Below are 12,821 nucleotides of genomic sequence, written 5' to 3' on the forward strand. Positions count from 1 at the left end.
GACCAGAAGACGATCCAAACCATTATCAGCCGTCAGGCGACCTGTCCGATATGCACCCTGGCGGCCATGGGAACACGAGCGGCCACGACCTCTTCGACGGGCTCGCGATCGACACCAGCCACCTAGGGGGCTTCGTCCCCCGTCGTTCGTGACCATGGCAATTGCACCGGGCGTGCCAGAGGCGCGCGGCCGCGTGTTTCCCGCGATTTGCGCATGAATCGCCCCCATTTCGTGGCGAGCGTCTTCGAGCCGCACGTCGGTCGCGGTGGGGCGGTTGAGGGTGGCAACCGCCAAGATGGAGGCTCGGACCTCCAACCGGGTCCTCGACCGTCGTGATGGCGTGGTCGAGCGCCCCCATGGTACCGTCCTCGATCGAAGTGATGATGGCGGCGGCGCTTCCCCTGTGCGCGTTCTTCGTGCCATGCTCGCGCGCATGAAGGACAAGATCATCGTCATCACGGGCGCGAGCGCCGGCATCGGCGCTGCGATCGCTCGCAAGGCGGGGGCCGAGGGGGCGCGCGTCGTGCTCGCCGCGCGCCGGCAAAAGGAGCTCTCGGAGGTCGCCGCCGCATCCGGGCCCGACGCGCTCGCCGTCGTCACGGACGTGACCGTGCGTGCCGACGTGGAATCGCTCGCGCGGCAGGCCCTCGAACGGTTCGGCCGGGTCGACGTGTGGATCAACAACGCGGGCCGCGGCATCACCCGCGCCCCGTCGCAGATCACGGACGATGATCTCGACATGATGATGCGCGACAACGTGAAGAGCGCGCTCTACGGCATGCAGGCCATCCTGCCCCATTTCAAGGAGCGAAACGCGGGGCAGATCATCAATGTCTCCTCGATGCTGGGCCGCATCCCGTTCTTCGCCGTCCGGGCCGCGTATTCGGCCTCCAAGCACGCGCTGAATGCCCTCACTGCCGGCCTGCGCGCCGAGCTGCGACACACGCATCCGGGGATCGTCGTCACCACGGTCTCGCCGGGGGTCGTCGCGACCGAGTTCGGTCTCAATGCTTTGCACGGGGGCGTGGATTCTCGATCGCTCCCGGGCGCGCAGAGCGTCGACGAGGTGGCCGACGTCGTGATCGACGTGATCCGCGATCCGCGGATCGACGTGTACACGCGCCCCGTCTACGCCGACAACGTCCACCGATATTACGAGGACATGGACGCCTTCGAACGGGCCTCGTTCGTCGGGCCCAAGTGATGGGGGGGCAGGGTCATGATGAAGCGCGCAGCAATTGCCGCCTGTCTGATGGTCGTTTCTTGCAAGCCGACGGGTGAAGGCCCTGCGAAGGAGGCTCCGGCCGCTCGTCCGCTCGGCGAGCTTCTCCAGCAGCAGGATCTGAAATACGAGGACCTCGGCAAGGATTTTCGCTGGACGCGCGGGCAAGCGTTCTCCAAAGCCTCCGCGCGTGATGCCTCCGGGTGGCCGCCGCCCGACGCGACGAAGATCACCGTCCGGTACACGAATCCCGACGGCTGGGGCTCGGATCCCGACGCCCGCACGGGCAAGGGCCGGCGTGATTGCCTCGTCGCCATATGCCCGACCTCGAAGGAGATCGTCGAATCGGCTCTCGAGGTGAATGGAACGCATGCCGTCCTGGAGCTGCCCGCGGCGGATTGCCAGATCCGGCTGACGACCCGGGATTTTCACGGCTACCCGGCGGCGCACCTCCACCGCGAGCCGGGCCTCCCCGGCACGCAAGGGTACGACGCGCCGAAGCTGCCCGCGGGCACGTCGGTGGGCGCCGTGATCGATCTGGGTGAAGTGACTCCGCGGCGAGAATGACCGCGGCCGCGCCGCGGCGCGTCGATACGTTATCGAGGGCACGGCTCCGACGCCGGTTCGACGGTTGAAATTTCGGCGATGGGGGATAGGATGCCGCCGTGCCCAGCGAACGCGACGCTTCCTTCACCTTGACGAGCCTCGACGAGGGGCGATCCCTGCGGCTCCCGAACCTCCGGGTCACGGTCACGCTCCCGGAGCGGCAGACCCTCACGGCGCCCCTCGGGCTCGCGCCCCTCTTGCTCGGCAAGAATCCCGAATGCGATCTCGTGATCACCGATCCCAAGGTGTCGCGCGTGCATTGCGAGCTCCGCCTCACCGAGCAGGGTGTCCTCTTGAAGGACATCCAGAGCCGGAATGGCACGTTCATTCGTGACGTCCGTGTCGTCGAGGCATTCCTCCCGCCGGGCGTGCCTGCCACGGTGGGCGATTCGACGCTCATCGTGCAGCCGTCCGGCGGGGCCGCCGTGCTTCCCCTCTCCACGCGCGGCAACTTCGGCGACGCGGTGGGCGAAGGCCTCCCGATGCGAGCGCTCTTCGCCCGATTGGAGCGCGTGGCGAAGACCGACGAGACCATTCTCTTGCTCGGCGAATCCGGCACCGGCAAGGAAGTGCTGGCCCGCTCGATTCACCAGGAGAGCCGGCGCAGCCAGGGCCCGTACGTGATCGTCGATTGTGGAGCCATTCCGCCCTCCACCATCGAGGCCGAGCTCTTCGGGACCGTGCCGGGCGCGGCCACGGGCGCGGTGAACCGGGCGGGCTTTTTCGAGGCTGCGCATCAGGGGACGATTTTCATCGACGAGATCGGCGAGCTGCCGCTCGAAGCGCAGCAGAAATTGCTCCGCGTGATCGAGGCTCGAACCGTGCGGAGGCTCGGATCGACGCAGGAGCGGGCCATCGACGTGCGGATCGTCGCGGCCACCCATCGGAACCTGAAGGCCATGGTGGCCGAGGGCAAGTTCCGGCAGGACCTGTATTTCCGCCTCTCGGTGCTCGAACTGCAGGTGCCGCCCCTGCGCGAGCGACGGGAGGACATTCCGCTGCTCGTCGAGCGTTTCCTTTCGAGCCGCAATCCGCCGCTGAGTGCTTCGGACTTGCCGCCCGAGACGATTCCGATGCTGATGGGGTACGACTGGCCGGGCAACGTACGCGAGCTCCGGAACGTGATTGCGCGCCTCGTGGTGTTTCCCGAACTCTTGCACGAGATCCTGGGCCCTTCGGCGGGGCTCACGCCCGAGGCCAGCACCGCGCCGCCGCCGCGCGAAGGCGAGGCGGCGAAGGTGGACCCGGAGGACCTGAAGCTCGGCAGATTGCTCGAGCTCTCGCTCCCCGAGGCGCGCGAGGCCGTGCTTGCGGAGCTCGAACGCAAGTACGCCACCGCCAAGCTCCGCAAGTACGACGGCAACATTTCCCGCGCGGCCGAGGCCATGGGCGTCTCGCGGCAGCTCCTGCACCGATTGCTCGACCGGCACGGGATCAAGGCGAAGGAGGGGGTCTCCGAGAACCCGGCGTCCCGACGGACCTGATCACGCAATGAAATACGGACGGCTGCGACGGGACGAGCCCGGACAAACGCAGGACGCGACGGTCGGGCAGGCGGAGCCGCCTCGCGCGCCGTCCATCGTGGACGGTGAAGCGACGGCCCCCGCGTCCGACGTGATCCCGAAGCTCGACCCGTCGCGGACCGAGCCTGCGGAGAACATGCCGCCGGACGCGGGAGCCGAGACGTCGGAGATCCCGCCCACGCTTTATTCGCGCTTCGAGGCATTCGAGTTCCTGGGGCGCGGCGGAATGGGCGCCGTCTACAAGGCGCGCGATTTTCGCCTCGGCCGCGAGGTCGCCATCAAGCTCCTCTTCGGCGCCGATCCCGAGCTCGGCGGCAGCATGCTCCGCGAGGCCCGCTCGCAGGCGCGCATCACGCACGAGAACGTGTGCGAGGTGTACGAGGCGGGGACGGCCGATCACGTGCGGTTCATCGTCATGCAGCTCATTCATGGCGAGCCGCTCGACAAGGCCCGGTCGGCCATGACGCTCGAAGAGAAGATACACGTCGTCCGGCAGGTCGCCTCGGCCTTGCACGAGGCGCACCGGCTCGGGCTCGTGCACCGCGACGTCAAACCCGCGAACATCATGGTGGAGCGCGGCGAGGACGGGGCGTGGAAGCCCTACATCATGGATTTCGGCCTCGCCCGTGAAATGGGAGACACCGGGGCGACGGTGACGGGCGCGCTCATGGGAACACCCTCGTTCATGGCGCCCGAGCAGGCCGCGGGGAAGGTGCGCTCCCTCGATCGTCGCACCGACGTGTATTGCCTCGGCGCGACGCTCTACGACGTCCTCGCCGGCCGGCCGCCGATCGTCGCCGACAACCTTGCGGCGCTGCTGCAGGGAATCGTCCACGACGAGCCACAGGCGATCCGGCAGATCGATCGCGACGTGCCTCAGGACCTCGAAGCGATCGTGATGAAATGCCTCGAGAAGCAGCCTTCCGCGCGGTACGAATCCGCGAAGGCGCTGGGCGACGATCTGCAGCGGTTCCTCGACGGCGACCCGGTGGAGGCGCGCAGGCAATCCCTTGGATACGTCCTGTGGAAGCGCGCGCGAAGGCACAAGGGGAAGGTGGCGCTCGCGAGCGTCTTGCTCGTCGTCGCGGCGGTGCTCGTCGGGGCGTGGATACGCGAGCGCCAGAAGGCTTCCCACCAGATGACGCTCTCGCACGAGATCGGCGAGAGCGTGAAGGAGATGGAGTTTTTCTTGCGAAACGCGTACGGCTTGCCGCTCCACGACGTGGATCGCGAGCGGAGGATCGTGCGGGAGCGGCTCCTGACGATCGCCTCGTGGATGGACGTCGTGGGGGAGATCGGCGTGGGGCCGGGGCATTATGCGCTCGGGTGTGGGTACCTCGCGCTGCAGGAGCACGCGGAGGCGCTCGCGCACCTGAAGCAGGCGGAGGCCGCGGGATATCGGTATGTGGGACTCGATTATTCGATGGGGATGGCGCTGAGTGAGATCTACAAGAACGAGCTCGCGGACACGAAACGGATGGAGGGGGAGCGACAGAAGCAACGCATCGCGGTGATCGAGGCGGAGTACAAGCTGCCGGCACTCGTACACCTCAAAGCTGCGCTCGGGGGGAAGATCGATGCGCCGGCGTACGTGGAGGGGCTCATCGCGTATCACGAGGGGCGATACGAGGAGGCGCTCGCGAAGGCGCGCGAGGCGTTCGAGAAGGCGCCTTGGCTTTACGAGGCGCGGAAGCTCGAAGGGGACGTGCTGTTCGCGATGGGGAAAAAATACGGCCACGACGCGGCATTCGATCACGAAAAAATGTCGCATTGGTTCGGCCTGGCGGGGGAGGCGTATCGCGCCGCCGCCGACATCGGGAGCAGCGATCCGGCCGTGCACGTCGCGATGTGCGAGCTCTTCACGCAGGAGATGAACGGCGCGCGCGCCGCGCAGAAGCCCCTCCGGCCGAGCTTCGAGGCGGCGCAGGAGGCGTGTGGAAGAGCGATCGCCGCGAGCCCAGCGATCGGGCTCGGGCACCTGCGACTGGCGCAACTGCATTCGCATTTCGCGTGGCACGTCGCCGTCGGGGACGCGCCCGACGAGCAGCCGGAGGTCGCGATCGCGAGGGCCATCGAGCACGCGGAGGAGGCCGCGAGGAGGAGCGCCGAGGGCGAGCCGATGGCGTGGTACATCGTGGCCGCGGTGTGGCGGACGCGGGTCCTTCATGCGAGCGATCGCGGCCTGGATGTCGTTCCCGCGGTCGACCACGCCATCACGGCGTACGACGAGGCGCTGAAGCGGGATCCCGTCTTCGTGTGGGCGCTCAACGAGAGCTGCTCGGCGTATTATTTCCGTGCCCAGCACGAGCTCCTGCACGGCATCGACGCGCGGAGCTCCATCGAGGAGGGCCTCCGGCGCTGTGACAAGGCCCTCGAAGTCGACCCGAGCTTCTCCTACGCGAAGCTCACGGCGATCGATCATCGCTTGCTCCTGGTGGAGCAAATGGTGGAGGCGGGGCAATTCCCCCGGAACGTCGCGCAGGAGGCGGAGGCGCTCATCGAGGCTTTTCAGCAACAATCGCCGCGTTCATCCGTGCCGCACCGCTTCCGCGCCATGCTGGCGCTGATGGAAGCGACGCACCTGCTCGAATCGGGCGGCGATCCGACGCCTGCGTTGCTCCGGGTCGCCGCAGGCACCGAGGAGCATGCTCGCCTGGCGCCGACGTCCACCCACAACCACAACCTCCGCGGGCGAGCTGCAGTGATTCGCGCGCGGCTTCATTTCGAGCGCGAGGAGGACCCGTCACCCTGGATCCTCGAAGCGAGGGACGCCTTCGGAAAGGCCATGAAGGCGAGGCCGAATGATTTGAAATATCGGGTATGGGGCGCCCTGGCGGAGACGATCGCTCTGCGCTGGGCGGTACAACGGGACAAGGCCAGCGACGCGGAATTCGACGCCGTGATCGCCTCCGTTTTGCCGCTGCTCGACGTGAAGCGCGCCGAGCCTCGGCTTTACGTCGCGCTCGGCGAAATCCATGAGCTCAGGGGCCGATTTCGGGGCGGGCGGGGCGCTGATGCGGAGACCGAAATCGCGAAAGGGCTCGGGGTCCTCACGCAGGCGCTTTCCATTCATCCGCGGATGCCGAGCGCGCTCGCGTGCAAGGGCAGGCTCTTGCTCCTTCGGGCGACCGTGGCGAAGGGGGAGCGCGAGGCGCGGGAGGCCGCGAAAATGTCACTGGAGGCATTCTCGGCGGCCATCCGGGAGAACCTGCTCGTCGAGAGGATGGACCGGCAGGCCATCGAGGCCGCGCGGCGCCTTGCGCGGGAGGTACCGGCGCGCGGCCCCTGAGATTGCTTCATCAAGGAACAGGAACGTTGCAGTTTTTGGGGCCCGCGGAGATGGTCCAGGAGCTGAGCCAGGTCTTGATGGCGGGACGGCCGAGGCAGCTCCAGTTTTGCGTGACGGGGTTCTGCGTGCAATCCGTATCCATGGTCGTTCGCGTTTCCACATTGCAGTCGGGGATCGCGTCACCCGGATTGTCCCCCGATGTGCAAGTCCGCGTCAGCAGCGACATGTACGTGTTCGGGCATGGCAGGACGATCTCGTCCAAGGGCCAGACGACGTACTCGCGTTCTCCCGTGTCCGACAGGCGAGCCACCCAGAGGGCCTCTTCGATGTTGTACTTGTTGATCTGCAACAAACCCGAGATGCCGTTGGAGGTGACGGAATCCCCCGTGATCCGAATCTCCACCGACGTCTTCTTGGGGTTGATGTTCACGATCATGCACGTGAAGAGGTCCAGCTTCTCGGAGAGGGTGAGGCCGCGGGTCGTCCATTCCGTCGTGGTCTCCAAGTGCCCCCACCCGACGTGACCGCCGGGTCCGTAGGTTTTCTCCGGCAATGCGCAATGGATCGCATACGCGAGCGTGCGGCTACCCGTGTCGGCCAGCAGCGCGGCCACGGCCTCATTTTCCGGATCGTTGAGGCTGAGGTCCGCCGCCGCCCAGAGCGTATCCGCGTGCCCGTGAAAGTCGTCGGTGCCGAGGCTGTTGGTTCCGTGATCGCCGCCCTCGAGCGTCTCGAGCCCGACGCCGTCGATGGGACCGACGCTATCCTCGACCCCCCCGAGGCACCCCGCGGTGAGGAGACCGAGACCGATGGCCGAGGCAAGGATGAAGAAGCGGTGGGGCGTCATGGCGTTCGCGTCCTTTTCTAAGCTTTGGCGACGTCTTTGTCCGTCGCGTGGATGCGATCCGTCATAACAAGACGCATGCCAGGCACCCAAGCGGCCTGGCGCATGCTTCGTTGCCCGAAACATGCGCCCGACCTGGCCTCGCGTGACACGCCGCCGCGACACTGTCACGCCGTCGTGACAGCCGGCGTTCCGTCCGCGTGACAGCACTCGTCGTCGATGCTCGCGCCGCAAAGCGGATCTCGTGTTGCACCGGTCGCAGCGGGCGCTGCATGGCCCCGGAGTCATCGGACGGAGGGATGCGGCGAGCCCACGAGGACGCTGCCGTTCTCCGTGTCCTGCGACGCGATGACACTCTATTGAGCACCGATGGGGTTGCAGCCGGGGTGTGCAGGGTGAGGTAGCTGGTGACGCTCAACCAGGTCTCGAGCGCGGGACGCTCGAGCGCAGGTCCAGTTCCCCGTGTTGGGGTTCTGCGTGCAATCCGTATGGAGGCTCCTCTCTCTCCCTCCTCTACATTGCAATCGGCGACCATTCCCGCCGGGCTCCCTCGCTTGGCGTCGAGTCCTTTTCTGGGTGAGGGCGACGTCTATCGTCGTGTGGAAACGAACCATGATAAGAAGACCCGTGCCAGGCGAGGGCAGCGATCAGCGAAGCAAGCACGGTGCTGGTCCTCATGGCGGTCTCCGTTCGGTCGGGGAAGGAACCATCGCAGCGCTCGTGCCAGGTCTGCATCCCTGGGCGTCGAGGGGGACTGTCAGACGCGCGTGACAGTCGTGGGCCGGGCACCGTCACGGCGGCGCGACGGGTGTCATGTCGCCGTGACAGTGGGTGGCGAGGGAAGGGAGCGAAGTCGACGTGAGCCACGACGGAGCGCGACTCGAATGCGAGCTCCACGACGCAGTCCGCGCCTGGCACGCTCTCTGCGAAGCGGTCGCGTGCCTTGGAAAACCCAGCGTCAGGACCACCCATGAAGAGGAACGGCCTCGCCATCGGCTTCGGCATTGCTCTCGCGGCGAGCACCGCCCTCGCGCAGGTGAGGACGTCCCTCTCCGAGCGGCTCGCCGCCGTGGGATGTCATTATAGCGACGCGGCGGGGTACATCCCCATCCACACGAAGAATGACGGCGTCAAGTACATCGCCACTGCCGACGGCCAGGATCCGTTCGTCGTGTACAACGTGGGCGACAAGGTCCCGAACGACGTCACGCTCGCGGCTTGCGGCATCAACGCGGCCGGGGAGCTCGCCGGATGCGATCCCGCCTATGGCGCGACCGTGCTGTACGCGCTGGAGGACCTGCAGAGCACCGAGCCCGACCCGACCGAGATGACCGCCGAGTGCCACGTGCTCTTCGGCACCACCGGGCATTGTAAGATCAGAAGGCTCGACGGGGACGCGACGTGTTACGTATGCAGCGGCGGATCTTGCGCCAAGACCCACTGCTGATGAAAGTCCGGCATGCGGTTTTGCGGCAGTGAAGCCCTCTGTGGCGCCGCGCTACGAGGCCGCGGGCGCGCCGAGGAATTCGTAGTCGAACGTGTAGCGGTGTTCGCCGCCCACGATGTCGATTTGCATTCGGCCGCGCAGCCCCGTGAGCGCGCCCGTGGCGGTGTCGGGTACGACGGTCACCGAAAGCGAGGCGGCGCCGCGGTCCATCGTGCCGCTGTGTTGCAGGACGAAGCTCCCGGCGCGCCCGTCGAGCGTGCCTTCCACGCGCTCGATCGCCACGTATCCGGCCGAACCCTTCACGCCGGACACGGCGCTGATCATCTCCACGACGCTCGTGGCGACGAGCTCACCCTCGAATCGTTTGTCGAAGCGGCTGCGTCCGAGCGTGGCGCCTTCGCGGGTATCGTACGGCGGTTCAGCCGTGCGTGTGATGTCGAAGCGTCCCTGAGCCTTGTGGTTCATGGCGGTCGAGGGTACCGGGACAGACTCCGGCGCGCAAGCCTCGTCGGCCCCTGTGTTCTTCGCGAGACGAGCGCGGGGCCGGCGAGGCTGCTAGGATTTCGGATGCAAAAGCGCCTCAGCCGACGAGACCTCCTGCACGTCGCGGGTTGTTGTGCGGTCGGGCTCGTCGCGCTCGACGCCCTCGCGCTCGAGCCCTCCTGGCTCGAGATCGCCGAGCACGACGTCCCCGTCCCGGGCCTGCCGCGGGGCCTCGAGGGCTTTCGGATCGCCCACCTCTCGGATTTGCATCTGAGCTCGCTCGGAAGCGTCCACGACTCGATTCTGGTCGCCCTGAAGTCGTTCCAGCCAAACCTCGTCGTCCTGACCGGCGACTCGGTCGAGGATCCGAACGCGCTCGCAGTGCTCTCGGATTTTTGCCGCGCCCTCGGCGCGACAGGGCGCGAAGTGGTCGCGACGGTCGGGAACTGGGAGCACTGGGGCGAGGTCCCGATGGACGAGCTGCGCCGAGCCTTCGTGCGTGTCGGCGCGCGGCTCCTCGGAAACGAATCCACGCGGCTCACGAGCGGCATTGCCGTCGTCGCCACGGACGACTTTTGCAGCGGCCACCACGACCTCGCCTCCGCCTTGCGCGACGCGCCCGCGGGACCTCTGCGATTGTTCCTCACGCACGCGCCGGGCATCTTCGACGAGCTGCCGAAGAGCGCGCCGCGCTTCGATCTCGGCCTCGCCGGACACACGCATGGCGGGCAGGTACGAGCCCTCGGTGCGCCGCTATGGGTCCCACCCGGCTCGGGGCGTTTTCGATCGGGAATGTATACGACGGACAAAGGGCAGATTTACGTGAGCCGCGGGATCGGCACGAGCGTTCTGCCCGTGCGGTTCACGTGTCGACCGGAGCTGCCCGTGTTTCGGCTGGTGGCGGCATGACCGGGGTCGGGTTGACCCACCGGCCGGACCCCAAAGGGGGGATGAGCAACGATCCGGTCGTGATCGGCGCCGAAACCGAGTACACTCCGACACTCCGCGCGGGAAGGTCGATGCGCTTCATCCTCAGCAACTACGGGCACCGCTACCTGCAGCATCTCGTGCGCTTGGGCACGCTTGAAAAGGCCCTCGAAGCGGACGACGTGGGCCGGCTCTGCCGGATCTTCGCCCGCGGCGTCCTCGACGAAGACGAGTGCCCCGAATTCTCGGCGCTCGTGGAGCGCGGGATGATCGAGCCCGCCCCTGAAGGCATGGATCGCGAAGCCGCCCGCCTGCGGTACGATCGCAACCCGCTCGAGCACATCCGGCGTGTGGTCCTGGAGTACACGACCGTCTGCAACCTCGATTGCAGCCACTGCCGCAATTCGAACCTGGAGGCGCACGCCGAGGCCGATCCGGCGCGGCTCCGACGGGTCGTCGACGCGGTGTTGCCCATCGGCCTCGGCCGCTTCGATTTCATCGGCGGCGAGGTCACGCTGTATGGCAAGGGTTGGCTCGATCTCGTCGCGTACATCCGCGCGCAGGGCGGCACGCACGCGTCGGTCATCACGAGCGGGTGGTTCTTCGGCGAGACGGATTTTCGCGCGGCCGGAAAACGTTATGCCGACGATCGCGAATACCTCGCCGATCTGCGGGCCCGCGGCCTGACCCACGTCATCGTCAGCCTCGATGGGCCCGCCGCGGCGCACGACGCTTGCCGCGGGGTGCCGGGCCTCTACGATCGCGTGATCGAGGGGCTCGACAAGGTGCGCGACGCCGGCCTCGAGCCGCGCGTGTCACTCGTGGTCGGCATGGGTACCTCCAGCGCGGGGACGCAGTCGTGGATCGCCGACCTCTCGCGGCGCATTTATGGTCACCACGCGGGCGACCGCGTGGCCGCGCAGCTGCTCGTGCAGGACGACTCCAACTACGTGAGCAATTTCATCGACGTCGGCGGCGGCGTGAAGCTCCGGCGCTCGCGCGGCGACCTCGCGGCGTTCACCGACGAAGAGCTTCGCTGCAAGAACTTCTTCCGCCCCGCCCCCACGCTGCGCATCAAGGCGACGGGCGAGATCGCGCTCTGCCCGCTGATCGAGGGCGGCGACGGGTATGGCAACGTGCACGAGCGGGACATCATCGAGCTGCTCAACCACATGCAGGACGCGTTCGTGTACAAGCTGCACGCCGAGCGGCGCGTCGGGGCGCACCTTCGATTCGTCGAGCCCGAGGTCTTCGGCGGGAGCATCGGCCACGCTTGCAGCGTGCGTGTCGCGATCAACATGATCGCTCGCACCATGCACGAGCGTGGCGTGGCCGAAGACGATGACGCGGCGATCCACGCAATCAACGTCGAGGTCGCCGAGAAGATGGGCGTATTGCCGCGGACCGGCATTCATCGCGCCAATGGCCACGTCCGCCCGCGCTGATCGGCGGAACTTCCTCGCAGAGGGGCGCCTCGTCACACATCGCACGCTTTGTGCGATACCCGAGGCATGACCATGCGCCTCCGCCTGTCGGCCTCGAAGACCGCCGCGAGCCTCGCCCTCTCGCTCTCCGTTCTCGCGGCGTGCGAGGCCCCGCGCGCGAGCACCATCGATGCGAGCCTGCCCGAGGTCACGATCGAGGATGCGGGCGCGGACGTCATCGTCGATGCGGCGCCCGACGTCGAGCCGAATCGCGAAATCGGCCCGTTCGAGATGCCGTTCCTCGGCAAGCGCACGGTCTTCTTCGCGCGGCCGAGCGAGCGCGCGAAGGGGCACCGGCTGATCGCGAACCTGCATGGCGTCTGCAATCCACCTGGGTATGCCTGCGGCTACTGGGTGAATGCGGCTTCGCGTGTCGGCTTCCTCGTTTGCCCGACCGGCGACGCGACGTGCGGCAAGGCCGCGTACGATGCGCCGACGTGGTCGGGGTCGTTCGAGAAAATGGGGGACGATCTCGAAAAGGCGATTGCCGTGGTCGACACGGCGCACCTCGGCGAGATCACACGCGAAGGCGCCATCCTGACGGGTTTTTCGCGCGGCGCGTATGCGGCGGTGCGGATCGCGCAGGCGCATCCGGGGAGGTGGCCGTATCTCATCCTGAACGAAGCGGACGTGAAGCTCGACGGCGCGGCGCTGCGCAAGGCGGGCGTGCGCGCGGTGGCGATGATCGCGGGCGAGCGAAGTGGCCAGGTCGCCGGCGAGCGCGCCACGGTGGCGAAGCTCGTCGCACAAGGGTATCCGGCGAAGTTGTGGATCATGCCCGGCGCAGGGCATCACTATTCGGAGAACATCGACCAGATCATGGCCGAAGCCATGGCGTGGCTCCTCGAACGTTGAGCTCGTTCGTATCGAATACGCTCGGTCCGCGCGCTCGTTCCCCCTGCGTTGACCGAGCCGAATGACTCGACCCGGGATATTTTTCCCTTCGTCTCCGCGCGGGGGGCGGCAACTCCAGCCGCCGCGCGCTACGGAAGGGAG

General features: G+C 67.2%; 10 protein-coding genes. 8 read left to right on the top strand and 2 right to left on the bottom strand.

Features of this window, described 5'->3' with window-relative positions; all coding sequences use genetic code 11:
- Positions 1-433 precede the first annotated feature (433 nt).
- The 4 genes from QHF83_RS34375 (at position 434) to QHF83_RS34390 (ending at position 6,640) form a co-directional block, all read left to right on the top strand.
- The gene (locus QHF83_RS34375) at positions 434-1,204 is read left to right on the top strand and encodes an SDR family oxidoreductase (protein ID WP_282422251.1); all 771 of its coding nucleotides are present in this window, start codon (positions 434-436) and stop codon (positions 1,202-1,204) included.
- A 15-nt stretch (positions 1,205-1,219) separates the two neighbouring features.
- Positions 1,220-1,789, top strand: a complete 570-nt coding sequence (locus QHF83_RS34380) for a hypothetical protein (protein WP_282422252.1) — start codon at positions 1,220-1,222, stop codon at positions 1,787-1,789.
- Between the two features lie 98 nt (positions 1,790-1,887).
- Complete coding sequence (locus QHF83_RS34385) at positions 1,888-3,312, top strand: sigma 54-interacting transcriptional regulator (RefSeq protein ID WP_282422253.1); 1,425 nt, start codon at positions 1,888-1,890, stop codon at positions 3,310-3,312.
- A 7-nt stretch (positions 3,313-3,319) separates the two neighbouring features.
- Positions 3,320-6,640 (top strand): serine/threonine-protein kinase, encoded by a 3,321-nt coding sequence (locus QHF83_RS34390; protein WP_282422254.1) that lies wholly within the window; start codon positions 3,320-3,322, stop codon positions 6,638-6,640.
- Positions 6,641-6,650: 10 nt separating this feature from the next.
- Here the strand turns inward: QHF83_RS34390 and QHF83_RS34395 are convergent, their stop codons facing one another.
- Positions 6,651-7,487, bottom strand: coding sequence for a hypothetical protein (locus QHF83_RS34395; protein WP_282422255.1), 837 nt, complete (start codon positions 7,485-7,487; stop codon positions 6,651-6,653).
- Positions 7,488-8,454: 967 nt separating this feature from the next.
- Here QHF83_RS34395 and QHF83_RS34400 point away from each other — a divergent pair.
- A complete protein-coding gene (locus QHF83_RS34400) occupies positions 8,455-8,931 on the top strand; it encodes a hypothetical protein (RefSeq protein ID WP_282422256.1) in 477 nt (158 codons plus the stop codon).
- Positions 8,932-8,982: 51 nt separating this feature from the next.
- Here QHF83_RS34400 and QHF83_RS34405 read toward each other — a convergent pair whose 3' ends face one another.
- Positions 8,983-9,396, bottom strand: coding sequence for a DUF3224 domain-containing protein (locus QHF83_RS34405; protein WP_282422257.1), 414 nt, complete (start codon positions 9,394-9,396; stop codon positions 8,983-8,985).
- Between the two features lie 102 nt (positions 9,397-9,498).
- Here QHF83_RS34405 and QHF83_RS34410 point away from each other — a divergent pair, with 102 nt between their 5' ends.
- The 3 genes from QHF83_RS34410 (at position 9,499) to QHF83_RS34420 (ending at position 12,680) form a co-directional block, all read left to right on the top strand.
- On the top strand, positions 9,499-10,323 hold the full coding sequence (locus QHF83_RS34410; protein WP_282422258.1) for a metallophosphoesterase: 825 nt from the start codon (positions 9,499-9,501) through the stop codon (positions 10,321-10,323).
- A 41-nt stretch (positions 10,324-10,364) separates the two neighbouring features.
- The gene (locus tag QHF83_RS34415; RefSeq protein ID WP_282422259.1) at positions 10,365-11,786 is read left to right on the top strand and encodes a radical SAM protein; all 1,422 of its coding nucleotides are present in this window, start codon (positions 10,365-10,367) and stop codon (positions 11,784-11,786) included.
- Between the two features lie 72 nt (positions 11,787-11,858).
- Positions 11,859-12,680: a hypothetical protein gene (locus QHF83_RS34420; RefSeq protein WP_282422260.1), complete on the top strand. Its 822-nt coding sequence runs from the start codon at positions 11,859-11,861 to the stop codon at positions 12,678-12,680.
- The last annotated feature ends 141 nt before the right edge of the window (positions 12,681-12,821 follow it).

The organism is Polyangium sp. 15x6, from assembly GCF_029960785.1.
Lineage (GTDB): Bacteria > Myxococcota_A > Polyangia > Polyangiales > Polyangiaceae > Polyangium.